Annotated in this window: 18 protein-coding genes; 12 read left to right on the top strand and 6 right to left on the bottom strand. The window is 74.9% G+C overall.

Going from position 1 to position 19,869, the window contains the following annotated elements; genetic code table 11:
- From WDV06_RS30190 to WDV06_RS30180, 3 genes are all read left to right on the top strand, one after another.
- A partial coding sequence (locus tag WDV06_RS30190) for a Dyp-type peroxidase (protein ID WP_395512979.1) occupies positions 1-1,888 on the top strand: 1,888 nt, incomplete at its 5' end.
- A gap of 277 nt (positions 1,889-2,165) precedes the next feature.
- Positions 2,166-2,714: a helix-turn-helix domain-containing protein gene (locus WDV06_RS30185; protein ID WP_395512980.1), complete on the top strand. Its 549-nt coding sequence runs from the start codon at positions 2,166-2,168 to the stop codon at positions 2,712-2,714.
- A 4-nt stretch (positions 2,715-2,718) separates the two neighbouring features.
- Positions 2,719-3,435 carry a helical backbone metal receptor gene (locus WDV06_RS30180; RefSeq protein ID WP_395512978.1) on the top strand — a complete coding sequence of 239 codons (717 nt, stop codon included), beginning with the start codon at positions 2,719-2,721 and terminating at the stop codon, positions 3,433-3,435.
- Positions 3,436-3,439: 4 nt separating this feature from the next.
- On the opposite strand, the gene WDV06_RS30175 is transcribed toward WDV06_RS30180, so the two are convergent.
- The gene (locus WDV06_RS30175) at positions 3,440-4,567 is read right to left on the bottom strand and encodes a TDT family transporter (RefSeq protein WP_395512977.1); all 1,128 of its coding nucleotides are present in this window, start codon (positions 4,565-4,567) and stop codon (positions 3,440-3,442) included.
- A gap of 70 nt (positions 4,568-4,637) precedes the next feature.
- On the opposite strand from WDV06_RS30175, the gene WDV06_RS30170 reads away from it, so the two are divergent.
- Together WDV06_RS30170 and WDV06_RS30165 are read left to right on the top strand one after the other, a co-directional pair.
- Positions 4,638-5,555, top strand: coding sequence for a LysR family transcriptional regulator (locus WDV06_RS30170; RefSeq protein ID WP_395512976.1), 918 nt, complete (start codon positions 4,638-4,640; stop codon positions 5,553-5,555).
- A gap of 534 nt (positions 5,556-6,089) precedes the next feature.
- Positions 6,090-6,437, top strand: a complete 348-nt coding sequence (locus WDV06_RS30165; RefSeq protein WP_395512975.1) for a hypothetical protein — start codon at positions 6,090-6,092, stop codon at positions 6,435-6,437.
- A gap of 23 nt (positions 6,438-6,460) precedes the next feature.
- Here the strand turns inward: WDV06_RS30165 and WDV06_RS30160 are convergent, their stop codons facing one another.
- From WDV06_RS30160 to WDV06_RS30145, 4 genes are all read right to left on the bottom strand, one after another.
- Entirely contained in the window at positions 6,461-7,240 is a 780-nt protein-coding gene (locus WDV06_RS30160; RefSeq protein ID WP_395512974.1) for a hypothetical protein, read from the bottom strand.
- Between the two features lie 85 nt (positions 7,241-7,325).
- The gene (locus WDV06_RS30155) at positions 7,326-8,033 is read right to left on the bottom strand and encodes a gamma-glutamyl-gamma-aminobutyrate hydrolase family protein (protein ID WP_395512973.1); all 708 of its coding nucleotides are present in this window, start codon (positions 8,031-8,033) and stop codon (positions 7,326-7,328) included.
- A 55-nt stretch (positions 8,034-8,088) separates the two neighbouring features.
- Positions 8,089-9,546, bottom strand: a complete 1,458-nt coding sequence (eat, locus tag WDV06_RS30150) for an ethanolamine permease (protein WP_395512972.1) — start codon at positions 9,544-9,546, stop codon at positions 8,089-8,091.
- A gap of 107 nt (positions 9,547-9,653) precedes the next feature.
- A complete protein-coding gene (locus WDV06_RS30145; RefSeq protein ID WP_395512971.1) occupies positions 9,654-10,400 on the bottom strand; it encodes a FadR/GntR family transcriptional regulator in 747 nt (248 codons plus the stop codon).
- 77 nt (positions 10,401-10,477) lie between these two features.
- Here WDV06_RS30145 and WDV06_RS30140 point away from each other — a divergent pair, with 77 nt between their 5' ends.
- From WDV06_RS30140 to WDV06_RS30125, 4 genes are all read left to right on the top strand, one after another.
- Positions 10,478-11,842 (top strand): glutamine synthetase family protein, encoded by a 1,365-nt coding sequence (locus tag WDV06_RS30140; RefSeq protein WP_395512970.1) that lies wholly within the window; start codon positions 10,478-10,480, stop codon positions 11,840-11,842.
- Between the two features lie 48 nt (positions 11,843-11,890).
- Positions 11,891-13,270 carry an aldehyde dehydrogenase family protein gene (locus WDV06_RS30135; protein ID WP_395512969.1) on the top strand — a complete coding sequence of 460 codons (1,380 nt, stop codon included), beginning with the start codon at positions 11,891-11,893 and terminating at the stop codon, positions 13,268-13,270.
- A 5-nt stretch (positions 13,271-13,275) separates the two neighbouring features.
- Complete coding sequence (locus WDV06_RS30130; RefSeq protein ID WP_045948825.1) at positions 13,276-14,067, top strand: 3-oxoacyl-ACP reductase; 792 nt, start codon at positions 13,276-13,278, stop codon at positions 14,065-14,067.
- 116 nt (positions 14,068-14,183) lie between these two features.
- Entirely contained in the window at positions 14,184-15,464 is a 1,281-nt protein-coding gene (locus WDV06_RS30125) for a haloacid dehalogenase-like hydrolase (protein ID WP_395512968.1), read from the top strand.
- Between the two features lie 11 nt (positions 15,465-15,475).
- Here WDV06_RS30125 and WDV06_RS30120 read toward each other — a convergent pair whose 3' ends face one another.
- A complete protein-coding gene (locus WDV06_RS30120; protein ID WP_395512967.1) occupies positions 15,476-16,669 on the bottom strand; it encodes an amino acid deaminase/aldolase in 1,194 nt (397 codons plus the stop codon).
- Positions 16,670-16,798: 129 nt separating this feature from the next.
- On the opposite strand from WDV06_RS30120, the gene WDV06_RS30115 reads away from it, so the two are divergent.
- The 3 genes from WDV06_RS30115 to WDV06_RS30105 are packed head-to-tail and all read left to right on the top strand — an operon-like array spanning position 16,799 to position 19,773.
- On the top strand, positions 16,799-17,623 hold the full coding sequence (locus WDV06_RS30115) for a hypothetical protein (RefSeq protein ID WP_395512966.1): 825 nt from the start codon (positions 16,799-16,801) through the stop codon (positions 17,621-17,623).
- Positions 17,620-19,020 (top strand): type VII secretion-associated serine protease mycosin, encoded by a 1,401-nt coding sequence (mycP, locus tag WDV06_RS30110; protein ID WP_395512965.1) that lies wholly within the window; start codon positions 17,620-17,622, stop codon positions 19,018-19,020. Before WDV06_RS30115 ends, mycP begins: the two co-directional genes overlap by 4 nt.
- 12 nt (positions 19,021-19,032) lie before the next feature.
- Complete coding sequence (locus tag WDV06_RS30105) at positions 19,033-19,773, top strand: SseB family protein (protein ID WP_395512964.1); 741 nt, start codon at positions 19,033-19,035, stop codon at positions 19,771-19,773.
- Positions 19,774-19,869 lie beyond the last annotated feature (96 nt).

Raw genomic sequence — 19,869 nt, 5'->3', positions numbered from 1 at the left:
GGCGACGGCCCCGCCGCCCGCTCCCGCACCGCCGGCCCCCGCTCCCGCACCGGCCCCCGCTCCCGCCGACGCCGCGGAGCTGCCGCTGCGCGCCGACCGCAGCACCCAGGGCGACATTCTGGCGGGCTCCCGCAAGGACCACGCCTGCCTCCTCCTGCTGCGCTTCCGCGACCCGGTCCTGGCCCGCCGCTGGCTGCGCCGGCTGCTGCCGGAGATCTCCACCACCGAGGAGATGGCGAAGTTCAACGCCGCCTTCAGCGCAGCCCGGGTCAAGGCGGGCGGCACCGACCCCGCCTCCCTGTCCGCCCAGTGGACCGGGCTCTCCCTCACCCACGCCGGTCTCCGCTTCCTCGCCGGCCGTGACCCCTTCCCCGCGCTGCCGCCCGGGAGCACCGCCGAGGCCTTCGCCCAGGGGCCGGCCCTGCGGGCCGAGGAGCTCGGGGACACCGGTGACAGCTCCCCCGACTCCTGGCTGTTCGGCGGAGAGGGGCCGCACCGCGCCGTCCACGCGGTCCTCAACCTCTCGGCCGACGACCCCAGGAGGCTCGCCGAGGCCGTCGACCGCCACCTGCACGCCCTGGGGCCCGCCCAGGGCGTGCTGGTCTTCCGGCAGGACGGCGCCACCCTGCCCGGTGCGCTGCGCGGGCACGAGCACTTCGGGTTCACCGACGGCATCAGCCAGCCCGGGGTCCGCGGCTTCCACGCCCCCGACCCGGCGACCGGGAACACCGTCCTCGGCAAGCCCGGTGCCCGGCTGGTCCCGGCCGGGGAGTTCCTCGTCGGACAGGAGAAGGCCGGCAAGCGGCCCGCCGGGCTGCCCGCCTGGGCCACCGGGGGCTCCTTCCAGGTACTGCGCCGCCTCGCCCAGGACGTACCCGGCTGGTGGGCCCAGGCCCGGGAGCGGCTCGCCGACCTCAAGCGGGCCGGGGCCGCGCCCGCCGACGCGACCGACACCTGGCTCGCCGCCCGGCTCGTGGGCCGCTGGCCCGGCGGCACCGCCGTAGCGGGCTGCCCGCTCGCCGAACAGACCTGCCCCGCCGGCACCGGCCCCGGGGCCCTCTCGTACCGCGACGACCCGCAGGGCTGGCACACCCCGCTGTTCGCGCACATCCGCAAGGGCAACCCGCGCGACGGCCTCGTCCCCGCCCCCGGCCGCCCCCCGCTGGACCCCGCCGTCACCGACGCCCACCGCATCATCCGCCGCGGCATCCCGTACGGACCCGCGTACGACCCGGCCCAGGAGCCCGGCCGGGGCACGAACGGGGCCTCGCGCGGGCTGGTCTTCATCGGCTACCAGGCCGACCTGGTCCAGCAGTTCGAGTTCGTCGCCCGGCAGTGGATCAACGAGGCCGACTTCCCGGCCGGCCGCACCCCGCGCACCGGCGCCGACCCCCTCCTGGGCCCCGGCTCACCCGTCGCCTTCGAGAGCGAGTCCGAGGCCGGCAGCCGCGCCACCACCCTGCGCTTCGGCCGGTTCATCCGCACCGAGGGCGCCCTCTACGCCTTCACCCCCTCCATCCCCACCCTGCGGGCCCTGGCCGAAGGCCGGCTCGACGTCTCCGTGGAGGTGCACCCCGGGACCGTCCTGCGCGCCGGCGACGTCCTCGACGCCGGCGCCGCCCGCCTGACCCTCGGCGCCGACGGGGACCTCGCCCTCCTCGACCCCTCGGGCGACCGCCTCTGGAGCGCCGGCACCGCGGGCCGGGGCAGCGAGGCCGCCTACTCCGACGGGGAGCTCACCGTCCGCACCGACGACGGCACGGCCGCCTGGAGCAGCGGCACCGCCGGCCACCCCGCCGCCCGGCTGCTGGTCCGACCGGACGGGGACGCGGTGATCCTCGACGGCGACCGCGTGCTGTGGCGCGCCGCCCGCGACCACGCAGCGTGACGGTGCGGGCGCGGGAATCGGCCGGGGAACGGCCCGGAGAGCCCTTGCGCGCGAATCCGGGGGCGGTTGCTGCGTAAGGTGCTTACAGCACACCGATGTGCGACGACGGGTAGGGGAGGGCAGCCCCGACATGAACGGCAAGGAAGACGGAAGCATCGCGGACGCCACGGACGCCACGGACGGCACGGAATACGGCTTCGCCCGGGCGGGCGCGCCCGACGCCGATGACCCGCACACGCACGACAAGGAGAAGGACGCCAAGGACCAGCCGCTGAGAGTGGGCGTGGCCGTGCGCAAGCGCCGGCGCGCCCTCCACCTCACGCTGGCCGCGGTGTCGGCGCGCAGCGGGCTGTCCGTGCCCTTCCTCAGCCAGATAGAGAACGAGCGCGCCCGCCCCAGCATGCGCTCCCTGGAGCGCGTCGCGGACGCCCTGGAGACCACGGCGGTCGACCTGCTCGCCGCCTCCGACACGGCCCGCACGGTGGACCTGGTGCGGGCCGGCGACGACTCCGGGCTTGCGCCCGTCAACGGGGTGCGTCCCCTCGTACGGGGCCACCACCAGCTGCACGCCCTGGAGTTCAACGGGGACCAGGACGCCGGACGCGAGTACCAGCACCGCAACGACGAGCTGATGTACGTGGTCTCCGGCGCCTGCCAGGTGGAGGCCGAGGGCCGCGCCTACCGGCTGGAGGAAGGCGACGCCCTCTTCCTCTCCGGCGGGGTGCGCCACCGCTGGAGGGCCGTCAGCGACGACACCCGGCTGCTGGTCGTGGCCGTCGGCGACCACATCCACGCCACCTCCGAGCCGCCCTCGCCGGGACGCTGAGCCGGTGCGCGTCGTCTCGCTCGTACCGTCCCTGACGGAAGCGGTCGCGGTGAGCGGTCCGGGCCTGCTGGCCGGGGTGACCGACTGGTGCACGCACCCGGCCGGCCTGGGGGAGGCGGTGCGGATCGGCGGGACCAAGAACCCCGACGTCGGGGCCGTCGTGGAGCTGCGGCCGGACCTGGTGATCGCCAACGAGGAGGAGAACCGGGCCCCCGACCTGGAGGCGCTGCGCGCGGCCGGGCTGGAGGTGCTGGTGACCGAGATCCGGGACCTGCCGCAGGCGTTCGCCGAGCTGGACCGGGTACTGGTGGGAGCACTGGGGCTGGAGCGGCCCGAGTGGCTGGACCGGGCCGAGGAGGCGTGGGCGGCGGTGGAGCCCCTCGGGGACCTCACCGCCTTCGTGCCGATCTGGCGGCGGCCGTGGATGGTGCTGGGCCGGGACACCTTCGCGGGCGACCTCCTGGCCCGGCTGGGGGTGCGCAACGCGTACGCCGGACACCCCGAGCGGTACCCGCGGGTGCCGGTCGACGAGCTCGCGGGGAGCGGATGCGATCTGGTGGTGCTCCCCGACGAGCCCTACCGCTTCACCGCCGGTGACGGCCCGGAGGCCTTCCCCGGCCTGCCCGCCGCGCTCGTCAGCGGCCGCCACCTCACCTGGTACGGGCCTTCGCTGGCGGAAGCCCCGCAGGTGCTGGCGGCGGCCGTGCGGGCGGCGCTGTAGGGGTTCATTCGGCGGCGGGGAGCAGCCGGCCGGCGCACAGGCCCCGCAGCGTGTGGACGGCGGCGAGCAGCCAGGCGGTGACCAGACCCAGGAACAGGGCCGCGGCCAGCCAGGCGAAGGCTTCCAGCCCGGTGTGGCGGGCCAGTCCGGCGGCGCCGGTGACGCAGGTGCCGACGGGGAAGGTCAGGGCCCACCAGGTCATCGCGAAGCCCATGCCCTGCCGGGCCGCCCGGACCAGCATCGCCGCCGCCAGGGCCAGCCACAGCAGGGCGAACCCCATGACGGGCACCCCGTAGACGACGGCGAAGGCGCCGAGCGCCCCGGCGTAGGGGGCGTCGATGGCTCCGGGTGCCACGTCGGCCAGCTGGTTGACGGCGGTGGTGGACTGGCCGAGCGGGCCGAGCACCAGGAACAGGGCGGGGGTCAGCGCCAGGGGCAGGGGCCCGTGGGTGATCAGCCGGCCGAGGACCAGGGGGAGCAGCAGCAGGACGGCCAGCAGGCTGATCCCGAACAGCGCGTAGCAGGCCAGCAGCAGGGCCTCGCGGGGCTGCCCGGCGGGCAGGTGGGGGACGAGCAGGGGGCCGACGGCGGCGGACACCATGGGGGAGACCACCGGCAGCAGCCAGACGGGGCTGGCCTGCGAGGCCCCGACCTGGTGGCGGACCACCATCAGGTAGGGCACCACGACCGCCATGACCAGGCCGACGGCGGTGCCGGCGGTGAACAGCACGGCGTCGACGGCGACGGCGGCACCGGTGCCGATCAGGTCCCTGCCGACGAGCAGGGTGCCGGCGCCGACGGCCAGCAGGGCCATCGACAGGCACCCGTAGAACGGGGCCACGGCGGGGTCGAGGAGGTGGGCGCGGGCCCGGTCGCGGTGGTGGCGCCAGTGCCCGGCGCGGGCGGCGAGCAGGACGGCGAGGGTCACGGCGGACAGCGCCCAGAGCAGCTCGCAGGCGCCGCGCAGGCCCGGGGGCTGGTACGGGAGGCCCGCGCCGGCGTTGGCGATGATCGCCGTGCCCATGACGGAGGCGTACCAGTTGGGGCCGAGCTCCCTCAGCCGCGGGGCCTTGTGGGCCCGGGGAGCGGCGGGGGCGGTGGTTCGCAGGTGCACGGAGGCGGTGGTGGCCATGGGTCCAGCGTCCCGTCGTCCAGGGCCGGACGGCAGAGGTCGTAGGTCTATAAGGCCATAAACTGACGTTATGGGTAACGAGGAGACGGTTCCGCTCGCGCACCGCGTGCCGGACCTGGGCGCGCTGGAGCTGCTGCTCACGGTGGCGCGGGTCGGCAGCCTGAGCGGCGCCGCCCGCCGCCTGGGCATCACGCAGCCGGCGGCGAGCAGCCGGATCCGGGCCATGGAGACCCGGCTGGGGGTCGCCCTGGTGGACCGCTCCCCCCGCGGTTCGACCCTCACGGCCGAGGGCGCGCTGGTCACGGACTGGGCCCGGCGGGTGGTGGAGGCGGCCGAGGCCTTCGACGCGGGCGCGCAGGCGCTGCGCGGGCGGCGGGACTCGCGGCTGCGGGTCGCGGCCAGCATGACCATCGCCGAGTACCTGCTGCCGGGGTGGCTGATCGCCCTGCGCGGGGAGCGGCCCGGGACGGCCGTCTCGCTGCACGCGGGGAACTCGGCGGACGTCGCCCAGCGCGTCCTCGCGCACGAGGCCGACCTGGGCTTCGTGGAGGGGCTGACGGTCCCGGACGGGCTGGACTCGGCCGTCATCGCCCAGGACCGTCTGGTGGTGGCGGTGGCCCCGGCGCACCCGTGGGCGCGGCGCTCGCGCGGGGTGGAGCCGGCGGAGCTGGCGTCCGCGCCGCTGATCCTGCGGGAGCGGGGCTCGGGGACGCGTCAGGTCCTGGACGCCGCCCTGGCCCCGTCCGGGGGGCTGGCGGTGCCGTTGCTGGAGCTGGCCTCCACCACCGCCGTCAAGGCGGCGGCGGTGAGCGGGGCGGGTCCGTGCGTGCTGTCGGAGCTGGCGCTGGTCGACGAGCTGGCGTCCCGCCGGCTGGTGGAGGTCCCGGTCCCGGGCGCCGCCCTGGCCCGCGCGCTGCGCGCCGTCTGGCCCACGGGGGCCCGCCCGGCGGGGCCGGCCCGTGACCTGCTGTCGCTGACCCGACGGTAACCCTCCCCGCCGTTCCCCGCTGGGGGTGCCCCCAGGGGGGCTCCGCCCCCACACCCCCGCGCCTCAAACGCCGGCGGGGCTGGATTTTGGCCCGGCCCCGCCGGTCGTCTGCGGCTGGTCGCCCGCGGCCTGGATTTCGGCGAGGCCCAGCGTTCATCCGCGGCTCGTCGCCTGCGGCCGGGATTGCCGCGGAGCGGCAATATCCAGGCCGCTGGGCGCACCTCCCAGCGGTAGCCGGGGGTGTTTGAGCGCACCGGGCGCGGAGCGTCCGGAAGGGGGGCCGGGGCGGAGCCCCGGGTCTTTCAGCCTCGCCTGGGGGCACCTTCCAGTGGTAGCTGGGGGAGAACCGGGGAAGTGGGGGTCCCCCGGACGGAGTCTGGGGGAGGGTAGGGGACCGGCTCCGCGCAGCGGTCCCCTCCCCGCCGGGCCGTTCGGGTGAAGGGGAATCGATGCGGCGCGAGGCGGCGGTGACGTGGGCCCGGTCCGCGGAAAGCTGGCTCCCGCACGTTTGGTTGACCTTCCGAGAGGATCCCCATGCGACTCCGCCGCGCCTCCATCGCCGCCCTCGGCGCCTTCACCCTCCTGCTGGCCGTCCCGCAGTCGGCCTCCGCCGCGATCGGCGAGTTCCAGTACACCTACATCGGCCTGGACGGAAAGCCGCACGTCCGGCTCCTGCTCGACCCCCTGAGCCGCGAGTGCATCACCCTCCCCGAGGCCGCCGACCCCGACCTCAGCCAGCCCGCGCACTCCCCGCGCAACCGGACCAACACGACGGCCACGGTGTTCTCCGACATCGAGTGCGACGGTGAGTTCTACGCCCTGCGCCCGCTCGTGGGCCGCGGCAACGCCGACATGAAGTTCCGTTCGGTCGTCTTCAGCTGATCCGGGGCCGGGCGTGGCCCGGGTCAGGCGCGGGCCTGGAGCGCCTTCGTCAGGAGGACGCCCGCCACGATCAGGGCCACGCCCAGCCACCACACCCCGCCGTCGAAGACCAGTACCGCGATCCCGACCGGCACCAGCAGCCCCGCCAGCGGCAGCAGCAGGGACGCCGGGCCCGGTCCGGGCTCGCCGCGGGCACGGGCCCGGACGACGTCCGGGTACCAGGCGGTGAACCGCAGGGCGGCGACGATGGCCAGGACCGGGACGATCCAGGCCGTCCAGATGTTGTCGGGCTCGTGCAGCACCAGGTCCCCGAAGCCGCCCGCGAGGGCCGACACCAGGAAGGCCAGCCCCCACACCCCGGTGATCATGTAATTGGTGCGGAGGAAGGCGGGAGAGTGCCACAGTGAGGGGTCGGTCCGCTCCCGGGCGTACTGGAGGGTGAACGGCATCCGGAACGCCATCGAGCCGAAGGCGATCGCCGTCAGCGTCAGGCTGGCCACCTCTCCCGCGTACGTCTCCAGCCAGCGCAGCGTGCCGTCGTCCGCCAGGGCGCCGATGACGGCGAGGGCGGCGAAGAACACCACGTCGGCCAGTTCCAGCAGCTTCCAGGAGCTGCCCCGGTGCACCACCCGGCCCGCCACGACGAGGGCGACGGTGATCCCCAGGGCGATCCCGACCGCGATCTCGAACCGTCCCGGGCCGGCCAGCAGGGAGAAGACGATCCACGGGGCCATCCCGACGACCGGGTTCTCCAGGAACCGGGCGACCGGGCCGGTGGCCGTTCCGTTGGCTTCGGTCCGCATCCTTCCAGCGTGCGCCCCCCGCGCCCGGAGGGCCATTCGTGTCCGCGGGCCACGCGCGGGGTCGCCCCGCGTGGCCCGCGCCGCGTCAGGCGACCGGTACCGCCCGGAGGGTGGCGGCCGCCTCGACCAGGGAGTCCATCACCCGGGTGTCCTTGTCCCGTTCGGGGTGCCACTGCACGCCCACCACCCACCGCTCCCGGTCCGGGAGTTCGATGGCCTCGACCGTCCCGTCCTCCGCGTACGCCGAGACGACCAGCCCGCGTCCCAGGCGGTCCACCGCCTGGTGGTGGTACGTCGGGACGTCCGCGACCTCCGGGACCAACTCGGCGTACCGGGTGCCCGCCACCGGGGTGACGGGGTGCCAGGAGGTGACGCCCGGCGTGTGGACGTGGCCGTCGATGTGCTGGATGAGGGTGCCGCCGAGGGCCACGTTCAGCGCCTGCATGCCCCGGCAGATGCCCAGCAGCGGGAGCCCGCCGTCCAGGGCCGCCCCGATCAGGGCCAGTTCCCACTCGTCGCGGACCGTCGCGGGGGCGCCCGTACGGGGGTCGCGCGGGGCCCCGTACCGGATCGGGTCCACGTCCGGGCCGCCGGAGACGACGAGTCCGTCGAGCCGCCCCAGCACCTCCGCCGCCCGGTCCGGTTCGTCCGGCGGCAGCAGGACGGCCGCGCCGCCCGCCGCCTGGACCAGCTCGTGGTAAGCGGACGGGACGAGGGACGTGGGCAGGTCCCACACCCCGTAGCGGGTGGATGCCTCGACATAGGTGGTGATGCCGATGAGCGGCCTGGGCACGGTGATACCTCCAGGGTGGTGCCGGACGGTGGAGAGGGCGTGCGCGGTCAGGATTTCAGTCGCGGGTCAACTCCGCCTCGGCTTCCGCAAGCGCGGCGAACTCTTCCTCGGGCGCCGAGGCAACCAGACGGTGGCGGCTGTAGAAGGCGAAGTAGGCGAGGGCCACGGCGTACACGGCGAGGGCGATGAGGGCCGCGTCGATGTCGACCAGGAAGGTGGCGACCAGGGCCGAAAGGGCGAGGACGAAGGCGACGGACGAGGTCAGGACCCCTCCGGGGGTGCGGTACGGGCGCTCCAGTCCGGGTTCGCGGCGGCGCAGCACGATGTGGGAGAGGGCCATCAGGGCGTAGGAGATGGTCGCCCCGAACACGGCGATGTTCAGCATCCGCGCCCCGTTGCCGGTGGCCGCCGCGAGGGCGAAACCGATGGCACCCGGGATCACCAGTCCGAGGTACGGGGCCTTGCGCTTCGAGGTCAGCGACAGGAAGCGCGGCAGGTACCCCGCCCGGGAGAGGGCGAACAGCTGGCGGGAGCCGGCATAGATGAGGGAGAAGAAGGAGGCGACCAGGCCCGCCAGGCCCGCGTAGTTGACGAAGCGGCTGAGGGCGGTGGGGCCGCCGTCCCCCTCCAGGGCCACGACCAGGGGGTTCCCGGCGGACTTCACGGCGTCGGCGCCCTGGGCGCCGGTGGCGGCGAAGAAGGTGACCAGGGCGAGCAGGGCGAGGATGCCCATGGAGATGGCCAGGGCCTTCGGCATGGAGCGGACCGGGTCCTTGGCCTCTTCGGCGGCGAGCGGCACGCCCTCGACGCCGAGGAAGAACCACATGCCGAAGGGGAACGCGGCCCAGATGCCGAGGACGCCGAAGGGCAGCCAGGAGTTGGAGCCGAACGCGCCGGGGTCCACGGGGATGTTGTCGAGCGAGCCCGCGTCGAAGTCCGTGAGGGCGCCGACGGCGAAGATCAGCAGGGCGGCGACGGCGACGGCGGTGACGACGAGGCTGAAGCGCAGGGCCTCCCCGACGCCCCACAGGTGGACGCCGATGAAGAGGACGAAGCAGCCGAGGTAGACCGGCCAGCCGGAGGTCAGGCCGAACAGGCCCAGGGATTCGACGTAGTCGCCGATGAAGATGACGATCGCCGCCGGGGCGAGCACGTACTCGATGAGGATGGCGGTTCCGGTGAGGAAACCGCCCCAGGGGCCCAGCGCGCGGCGGGCGAAGCCGTAGCCGCCGCCCGCCGTCGGGAGGATGGTGGACAGTTCGGCGAGGGAGAAGACGAGGCAGGCGTACATGGCGCCCATGAGCGCCGTGGCGACGGCCAGGCCGCCGAACCCGCCCTTGGACAGGCCCACGTTCCAGCCGGAGAAGTCGCCGGAGACGACGTAGGCGACGCCGAGGCCGGTCAGCAGCAGCCAGCCGGCGCTGCCGCGGCGTAGGGTCCTGCGCTGGAGGTACTCCGCCTCGGCGTCCCCGACGCCGGGTGATGCGGGCGCGGTGGAAAGGTCTTCGGCCATGTGCGCTCCTGCCCGGGGGAAAAGGTTTCGCTGCGTACCTTTGCGTCAAGGGCGGGGGGCGCGCAAGACCCCTGCGTAAAACAGAGGTAACGAGAACCTCACCCGTCTCAGGCCAGGAACCCGCGCAGCAGGGCCGCGGTCCCGCAGCAGTGTTCGCGCATCACCGCCCGCGCCGCCTCCGCGTCGCGCTCCAGCACCGCCTCCACCAGGGCGCTGTGCTGCTGCTGGGAGTGCTCCAGGTTGCGCACCAGCAGCGGGATGCAGTCCAGCAGGTCGTTGACCCGGGCCCGGACGGCCGCGTACTGGGCCGTCAGGCTGGCCGACCCGGCCAGCTCGCAGAGCGTCAGGTGGAAGAGGGTGTCCTGGCGGCGGTACTCGGCGAGCGGGGCGTCGTGGGTGGCGGCGAGCGCGCCCAGCAGCCTCTCGGCACCCTCCTCGGAGAGGCCCTGCGAGGCGCACAGGCCGGCCGCCCCCATCTCCAGGACCTCGCGGAAGCGCAGCACGTCCTCGATGTCCACCCCCGCCACGCGCCGCCGCAGCTCCTCCTCGGCCCCGCCGGCCGGGGTGTCGGGGCGGGCCAGTACGAACGTGCCGCCGTACCGGCCGCGCCGGGCCTCGACCAGGCCCTGGTCCTGGAGCACCTTCAGCACCTCGCGCAGGGTGACCCGGCTGATCCCCATCCGCTCCGCCAGCTCCCGCTCGGGCGGCAGCCGTTCCCCGCCCGGCACCAGACCCAGCCGGACCACCTGCAGGATCTGTTCGAGCGCCTCCTCGAAACCGTTGCCCGCCCGCACCTGCCGCAGCACGGGATTCAGTCGCTCGATCGCGCCCCCGTCGCCCGTCGATCCGGTCATCTCGGCTCCTCCCCTTCCCAAGCAATGGTTCTGTTCAATACCTTAGGCCTCCTCGGCTCACCGAAGGAGAGATCCCCGTGGTAGACCGCAAGCCGCCGCTCGCGCCCGAGGAGCTCCGTGCCCTCGTCGCCGGCGGCGAGATCGACACCGTCGTCCTCGCCTTTCCCGACATGCAGGGACGCCTCCAGGGCAAGCGGTTCGCCGCTCAGTTCTTCCTCGACGAGGTCCTCGACCACGGCACCGAGGGCTGCAACTACCTGCTCGCCGTCGACACCGACATGAACACCGTCGACGGATACGAGATGTCCTCCTGGGACCGCGGCTACGGCGACTTCGCCATGCACCCCGACCTCGCCACCCTCCGCCGCATCCCCTGGAACCCCGGCAGCGCCTTCGTCCTCGCGGACCTCGCCTGGCACGACGGCACGCCCGTCGTCGCCGCGCCCCGCCAGATCCTGCGCCGCCAGCTCGACCGCCTCGCCGAACAGGGCTACACCGCGATGGTCGGCACGGAGCTGGAGTTCATGGTCTTCCAGGACACCTACGAACAGGCCTGGAACGCCGACTACCGGGCCCTGACCCCCGCCAACCAGTACAACATCGACTACTCCGTCCTCGGCACCGGCCGCGTCGAACCCCTGCTGCGCCGGATCCGCAACGAGATGCAGGCCGCCGGACTGACCGTCGAGTCCGCCAAGGGCGAGTGCAACCTCGGCCAGCACGAGATCGCCTTCCGCTACGACGAGGCGCTCACCACCTGCGACCAGCACTCCGTCTACAAGACCGGGGCCAAGGAGATCGCCTCCCAGGAAGGCGTCTCCCTCACCTTCATGGCCAAGTTCGACGAGCGCGAGGGCAACTCCTGTCACATCCACCTCTCGCTCACCGACGCCGACGGGCGCAACGCCATGGCCGGGGACGAACCGGGCGGCATGTCACCGCTGATGCGGCACTTCCTGGCCGGCCAACTGGCGGCGCTGCGCGACTTCTCCCTTCTCTACGCCCCCAACATCAACTCGTACAAGCGTTTCCGCCCGGGTTCCTTCGCGCCCACCGCCGTCGCCTGGGGCGTCGACAACCGGACCTGCGCCCTGCGCGTGGTAGGCCACGGCCGCTCCATGCGCTTCGAGAACCGCCTCCCCGGAGGCGACGTCAACCCCTACCTCGCCGTCGCGGGCCTGGTCGCGGCCGGGCTCTACGGCGTCGAGAACCGCCTCGAACTCCCCGAGGCCTGCGCCGGCAACGCCTACACGGCCGACTTCGCCCACGTCCCCACCACCCTGCGCGAGGCCGCGGAGCTCTGGGAGAACAGCGAGATCGCCAAGGCCGCCTTCGGCCCCGAGGTCGTCGCCCACTACCGCAACATGGCCCGCGTCGAACTCGACGCCTACGACTCCGCGGTCACCGACTGGGAGCGCCGCCGTTCCTTCGAACGCCTGTAGCCCTGGAGCCCGCACCGCACCCGCGCACCCACCTCAGAAAGGCACCACGTGTCCGAAGCGCTGGACCCCTCCCACCTGAGGGTGCTCAACCCGGCCACCGAGGAACTCGTCGCCACCGTCCCGGCCGCCACACGGGACGACGTCGACACCGCCGTCGCACGCGCCACGGCCGCCCAGCGCGGCTGGGCCGCCGCCGCCCCCGCCGACCGGGCCCGCATCCTGCGCCGCTTCGCCGCGGTCGTCGACGGCCACATCGAGGAACTGGCCCGCCTGGAGGTCCGCGAGGCCGGCCACACCCTCGGCAACGCCCGCTGGGAGGCCGGCAACGTCCGTGACCTGCTGGACTTCGCCGCCGGGGGAGTGGAACGCCTCTCCGGACGCCAGATCCCCGTCGCGGGGGGCATCGACGTCACCTTCCTCGAACCCCTCGGCGTCATCGGCGTGATCGCCCCCTGGAACTTCCCCCTGCCGATCGCCGCCTGGGGCCTGGCCCCCGCCCTCGCCGCCGGCAACGCCGTCATCCTCAAGCCCGCCGAGACCACCCCCCTCACCGCCCTGCGCCTCGCCGAACTCGCCCTCGAAGCCGGGATCCCCGAACACCTCTTCCAGGTGCTCCCCGGCCACGGAGCGGTCACCGGCGACGCCCTCGTCGAACACCCCGGAGTCGCGAAGATCGTCTTCACCGGCTCCACCCGGGTCGGCAAGCAGATCATGGCCAAGTGCGCCGACCGGGTGAAGCGGGTCACCCTCGAACTCGGCGGCAAGAGCCCCAACATCGTCTTTGCCGACGCCGACCTCGAAACCGCGGCGGCCGCCGCCCCCATGGCCTTCCTCGACAACACCGGCCAGGACTGCTGCGCCCGCACCCGCATCCTCGTCCAGCGCTCCGTCCACGACCGCTTCCTCGACCTGCTCACCCCGGCCCTCACCTCGGTGGTCGTCGGCGACCCGCTCGACGAGAAGACCCAGATGGGCCCGCTCATCTCCGCCGCCCAGCTGGACCGCGTCCGCGCGTACGTCACCGACGACCTCAAGACCGTCCGCGGCACCGCGCCCGAGGGCCCCGGCTTCTGGTACCCGCCGACCCTGGTCACGGACGTGGACCCCACCGCCCCCGTGGCCGCCGAGGAGGTCTTCGGGCCGGTCGCCGTCCTCATCCCCTTCGAGGACGAGGAGGACGCCGTACGCCTCGCCAACGCCACCGAGTACGGCCTCTCCGGCTCCCTCTGGACCCGCGACGTCGGCCGCGCCCTGCGCGTCTCCCGCGCCGTCCAGGCCGGGAACCTCTCCGTCAACTCCCACAGCAGCGTCCGCTACTGGACCCCCTTCGGCGGATACAAGCAGTCCGGACTCGGCCGTGAGCTCGGACCCGACGCCCTCACCGCGTTCACCGAAACCAAGAACGTCTTCATCAGCACGGAGGCCTGAACCCCATGACCGACCGCACCGAAGAGATCGTCTGCCGCCGCCTGGTCGGCCGCACCGCCGTCATCACCGGAGCCGGCAGCGGCATCGGCCTCGCCACCGCCCGCCGCCTGGCCTCCGAGGGCGCCAACGTCGTCTGCGCCGACATCGACCCCCTCGCCGGCAAGGCCGCCGCCGAGGAGGTCGGCGGCACCTTCGTCCAGGTCGACGTCACCGACAAGGAGCAGGTCGACGCCCTGTTCAAGACGGCCTTCGACACCTACGGCTCCGTCGACATCGCCTTCAACAACGCCGGCATCTCGCCCCCGGACGACGACTCCATCCTCACCACCGAGCTCGACGCCTGGCGCCGCGTCCAGGACGTCAACCTCACCTCCGTCTACCTCTGCTGCAAGGCCGCCCTCCCCTACATGCAGCGCCAGGGCCGCGGCTCCATCATCAACACCGCCTCCTTCGTCGCCATCATGGGCGCCGCCACCTCCCAGATCTCCTACACCGCCTCCAAGGGCGGCGTCCTGGCCATGTCCCGCGAACTCGGCGTCCAGTTCGCCCGCGAGGGCATCCGCGTCAACGCCCTGTGCCCGGGACCCGTCAACACCCCGCTGCTCCAGGAGCTGTTCGCCAAGGACCCCGAGCGGGCCGCCCGCCGCCTGGTGCACATCCCGCTCGGCCGCTTCGCCGAACCCACCGAGATCGCCGCCGCCGTCGCCTTCCTCGCCAGCGACGACTCCTCCTTCATCAACGCCACCGACTTCCTGGTCGACGGCGGCATCTCCGGCGCGTACGTCACCCCCCTGTAAACACCCAACGTTCACCTGGGCACCACCTCCACGACAGCCGGGCGTCGCACGACGCCCGGCTGTCGTGCTCTACCGTCCCCGACGATCTTGTACGAGAACCAGGAGCGAACACCCCCGTGACCCGACCCCGCACCCGCCGCCGGCTCCAGGCGGCCGGCGCCGCCGCCGCGATGGCCGCCGCGACCCTCACCGCCGCCGCCCCCGCCCAGGCCGCACACCACGCCTGCACCACCCCGCAGCTCGCCGCCGGCTGGTACGGCGACAACCAGGCCCGCCTCCAGCAGCTCATCGACCGCTACGGCAGCTGCAACCCCCACCGGCCCGGCAGTGACAAGCCCGTCGCCGTCTTCGACTGGGACAACACCGTCGTCAAGAACGACGTCGGCGACGCCACCATGTTCTGGCTCCTGCGCAACGGCAAGATCCGCCGGCCCGCCGACTGGAAGACCACCAGCCGCTACCTCACCCCCGCCGCCGCCCAGGCCCTCGCCACCGCCTGCGACCCCCTCGCCCGCCCCGGCAGCCCCCTGCCCACCGGCACCCCCGAGGGCGCGGCCTGCGCCGACGAGATCAACGCCGTCTACGGCACCGCCGCCACCCGCACCGGTGCCCCCGCCTTCACCGGCTGGGACCACCGCACCATCGAACCCGCCTACGCCTGGCTGCCCCAGCTCCTCCAGGGCTGGACCCCCGGCCAGGTCCGCTCCTTCGCCGCCGCCGCCCGCACCGAGAACCTCGCCGCACCCGTCGGCGCCGAGCAGCGGGTCGGCACCGGCACCGCAACCGGCTGGGTCCGCTACTACGACCAGCAGCGCGACCTGATCAAGAACCTCCAGAGCGCCGGCTTCGACGTCTGGATCAGCTCCGCCTCCCCGCAGCCCGTCGTCGAGGTATGGGCCCAGGGCGCCGGCGTCGCCGCCGACCACGTCATCGGCATCCGCAACACCACCCGCGACGGGAAGCTGACCGCCCACCTCCAGGGCTGCGGATCCGTCGCCGACGGCGCCGACACGATGATCACCTACGTGGACGGCAAGCGCTGCTGGATCAACCAGGAGGTCTTCGGCGTCCGCGGCGCGGCCGCCGAGAAGGTCCGCCCCGCCGCCCGCCGCCAGGTCTTCGCCGCCGGCGACTCCGACACCGACGTCACCTTCCTGCGCGACGCCACCGCCCTGCGGCTGGTGGTCAACCGCAACAAGAACGAACTCATGTGCCGCGCCTACGACAACAGCGACGGCAAGTGGATCGTGAACCCGATGTTCATCCAGCCGAAGAAGCAGAAGACGACCCCCTACCCCTGCTCCACCACCGGCTACACCGACCACGACGGCACGCCGGCCCCCGTCCGCCGGGCCGACACCAGCGTCGTCCCGGACCAGACGGACACCGTCTACTGAAGGACCGTCCGCTAAAGGAAGGTCAGCCCCTCGCCCCGGTACGTCGGGACGGACGCCGTGACCCGGTCGCCCTCCACCAGGTGCAGGGTGTCGAACCGCTCGCACAGCTCCCCGGCCTTCGCGTGCCGGAACCAGACCCGGTCGCCGATCAGCAGGTCGTCGGCCGGGCCGCCCAGCAGCGGGGTCTGCACCTCGCCCGCTCCCTCCTGCGGGTCGTAGCGCAGCCCCGCGGGCAGGTACGGCACCGGGAGCCGGTCGGCCCCGGGCGCCCCCGACGCCGGATAGCCGCCGCCCAGCACGGTCACCACCCCCACCCCCGGCCGGCGCACCACCGGCTGGGCGAACAGCGCCGCCGGACGCCCCCGGAACGAGGTGTAGTTGTCGAACAGCCTCGGCACGTACAGCCCCGAACCGGCCGCGATCTCCGTCACCGCCTCCTCGGCGGCCGTCTCCGCCACGCTCCCCGTACCACCGCCGTTGACGAACTCCAGGTCCGGCACCACCGACCGCACGGCCCGCACCACCTCGCCCCGCCGCGCCGCCAGTTCCCTGCGCGCCGCGCCCTGCATCAGCCGGATCATCCGCGAACGCACCGGCCGCCCGGCCACCGCGTCGCCGACCCCGGCCACGTGGCCCTCGTACGCCATCAGCCCCACCACCCGGAAGCCCGGCCGGGCGGCCACCGTCCGCGCCAGCTCCGCCAGCTGCCCCGGCTCGCGCAGCGGCGAGCGCCGCGCCCCGACCCGTACCCGGCCGCCCAACAGCCGCAGGGAGGTGTCCAGTTCCAGGCAGACCCGGATCTCCTCGGCCCCGCCTGACCGCGACCGCTCGATCAGGTCCAGCTGCGCGGGATCGTCGACCATGACGGTGACGGAGGCGGCGAGCTTCGGGTCCGCGGCCAGCTCCCCGAACCCGGACCGGTCCGCGGACGGATACGCCAGCAGCACGTCCTCGAACCCGGACCGCGCCAGCCACAGCGACTCGGCGAGGGTGTACGACATGATCCCCGCGAACCCGGGCCGGGCCAGCACCCGTTCGAGCAGCGCCCGGCAGCGCACGGACTTGCTGGCCACCCGCACCGGCTTCCCGCCGGCCCTGCGCACCAGATCGTCGGCGTTCGCGTCGAAGGCGTCCAGGTCCACGATGGCCAGGGGCGCGTCGAGACGCGCGGTCGCCCGGTCGTACCGGGCCCGGTCCGAAGTCATGGGCGGCAGCTTGCCAGACGGCCGTACCGACGGGTAGGGGTAACGCCGCCCCTGCCCCGGCACGGCCGGGGCGGAGGCCCCGTAGAGTACGGGCAGGCAGCCGTACGGAACGGGGGGCGGAGCCGCCGCATGACCACGACGACACCGCGGACCGAGGTCCTGGAGGACCCCTGGCAGCCGCCACCGCCGGACCCCCTGCCCCGCCGCCACCCGGCCCGCACCGCCGCCGCCGTCCTCTGCGCCCTGCTCGGCTCCGCCCTGCTCGCCGGGGGCGCCGCCACCACGTGGAGCCAGTACCGGGCCGACCACCGCCCGCTGCCCCCCGACGCCGCCTACCGCGCGGCCGCGTCCCTGTGGCACACGGCCCCCGCCGACGCCCTCCTGCCCCCCGTACTGGAGGACCGCGAGGCGGGCCCCGGCGGCGCGAGCCGCACCTGGACCCGGCTGGCCCTCGCCCCCGACGCCGACTGCGCCGCGGCCCTCCCCGACGACTGGCGCGCCGCGCTGACCGCCACCGGCTGCACCCGCGTGCTCCGCGCCACCTACACGGACTCCACCCGCAGCAGCCTGATCACCGTCGGCCTGGTCTTCACCCCCGCCGACGCCCGGACCATGGACGGGCTGCGCGGCCGCCTCCCCGCCCCGCCCGCCTACGAGTACGCCGACTCCCGCCGGGCCGCCTGGACGGCCGGCGTCGTCGCCGAGGCCCCCGCCGTCGTCTACGCCGTCTCGGCCTTCGCCGACGGCCGCACCATGGACGCCCCGGTCCCGGCCGAGGAGGGCGCCCGCCAGGGCGCCACCGGCACCGTCGCCGAAGCGGGCCTGGGCCACGAGGCCAAGGCCCTCGCGGTCCGCGTCGAACGCACCCTCGGCGCCCTCGCCGCGCCCCCCGGCACCGACCCCACCGCACGGGCCGCCGCCGCACGGCAGCCGCGCCAGGAGCCCGCCCGATGAACCGCACCGCCACCCCGGCCCCCACCCCCGAGCCGACCCCCGCCCCGCCCCCGGTGCCCGCCACGCCCGCGAGCCCCGTCGCATCCGGTGCGTCCGCCCCGGCCCCGCTCCCGCCCCGGGCCCCGAACCCCGTCCCGGCGCCGGATCCCGCCCCGGCCCCGGTGCCCGCCGGGCCTTCACGGCAGGGGTGGGGCCGGGGTGGCCGCCGGGCCGCCGGTGCGGTCACCGCCCTCGCCGCGCTGCTGGTGGCCGTCGCGGCCCCGCCCGCCGCCGCCGACACCATCCGCGACCGGCAGTGGGGCCTGCTCGCCCTGCGCGCCGAGGAGGCCTGGGGCATCACCCAGGGCGACGGGATCACCGTCGCCGTCCTCGACACCGGCGTGGACTCCAGCCACCCCGACCTCGACGGCCAGGTCCTCGACGGCACCGACCTCGTCGGCATGGGCGCCGGCCGGGGCGACCGCGCCTGGGCCCGCCACGGCACGGCCATGGCCGGCATCATCGCGGGCCACGGACACGGCCCCGACCGCTCGCAGGGGGTCCTCGGCATGGCACCCCACGCCAGGATCCTCCCGGTCCGGGTGATCCTGGAAGAGGGCGACCCGGGCCGCGCCAAGGCCCGCGACAGCAAGTCCGGCGCCCTCGCCGAAGGCATCCGCTGGGCCGCCGACCACGGCGCCGACGTGATCAACATGTCGCTCGGCGACGACAGCGACTCCGCCCACCACGAGCCCGCCGAGGACGAGGCCGTCCAGTACGCCCTCGGCAAGGGCGTGGTCGTCGTCGCCTCCGCCGGCAACGGCGGTGAACGCGGCGACCACACCTCCTACCCAGCGGCCTACCCCGGCGTCATCGCCGTCGCCGCCGTCGACCGCCAGGGCCGCAAGGCCCCCTTCTCCACCCGCCACTGGTACGCCACCGTCAGCGCCCCCGGCGTCGACGTGGTCATCGCCGACCCGGACCGGGCCTACTACGAGGGCTGGGGCACCAGCGCCGCCGCCGCCTTCGTCTCCGGCGCCGTGGCCCTCGTCAAGGCCGCCCACCCGGGCCTCTCCCCGGCGCAGGTCAAGAAGCTGCTGGAGGACACCGCCACCGCCCGCCCGCCCGGCGGCCGCGACGACGCCCGCGGCCACGGCACGGTGGACCCGGTCGCCGCCCTCCAGGCCGCCGGGGCGCTTCGCCCCGAGTCCCCGCTCCCCGTCGCCGCCCCGGCCGGCCGGCGCTTCTTCGGCCCCGGGCCCGACCCGGTCCGCGCCGCCGACCGGGGCTCCCGCCGGACCGCCCCGGCCGCCGCCGCCGGGGGAGCGGCGCTGCTGGTGCTGGCCGCCGTACTGGCCCGGCGGCCGCGCGCAGGACGCCGGGACGCGGAGGACGGGTCCGCGGCCCCGGCGGGATAGGGTCGGGTCATTGTGGCGACCAAGAACATTCCAGACCCCGGTTTCTCCGACGACGACGGCACCGCCGATCCCCGGCTGAGCGCGGCCCTGGCCGCCTGGGCCGAGGACCGCTCCCGGGAGCCGGAGCTGCTGGCGGCCCTGAAGGGCGCCCGGCTGCTGGTGCCCGTCGTGGCGGTGCTCGGCGAGGTCGAGACCGACCCGGAGACCGGCCTCAAGCGCGAGAAGACCAGCGACATGGCCGTTCCCACCCTGACCGCCGGGAACCGGCGGGCCCTGCCCGCCTTCACCTCCATTGCCTCGCTGGCCCTGTGGGACCCGGCGGCCCGCCCGGTGGCGGTCCCGCTGCACCAGGCCCTGGCCGCCGCCGCGCACGAGAAGGCGGACACGGTCGTCCTCGACCTGGCCGGCCCCGTCCCGTACCAGCTGACCGGCTCCGCGCTGCTCGCGCTGGCCGAGGGCCGCACCGACGCCGACCCGCTGGCCGACCCCGCGGTGCGCGAGGCGGTACGGGCCGCGGTCGCCGCCGAGCCGGCCGTGCTCCGCGCCCACCTCGGCCCCGGCGGGACCACCGCCGACGGCACCCTCGCCATCGTGCTGTCCGCGGGGGCGCCGGTCGCCCCCGCCGCCCGCCGGGTCGCCGAGGCCCTGGCGGCGGACGAGACCCTGCGCGGCCGCCTCGTGCGCGGCCTGGACCTGGCCCTGCTGCCGGCCGACGCCCCGGTCCCGCCGGGTGAGCCGCTGTTCACGCGCTGAGACCCGTACACACGCCGAAGGGGGGGGGGGGGGGGGGGGGGGGGGGGGGGGGGGGCGGGGGGGGGGGGGGGGGGGGGGGGGGGGGGGGGGGGGGGG

The organism is Streptomyces racemochromogenes (genome assembly GCF_044129415.1).
GTDB lineage: Bacteria > Actinomycetota > Actinomycetes > Streptomycetales > Streptomycetaceae > Streptomyces > Streptomyces racemochromogenes_A.
The sequence above is the reverse complement of the archived record's forward strand: the minus strand, read 5'-3'. Positions and strand labels throughout refer to the sequence as shown.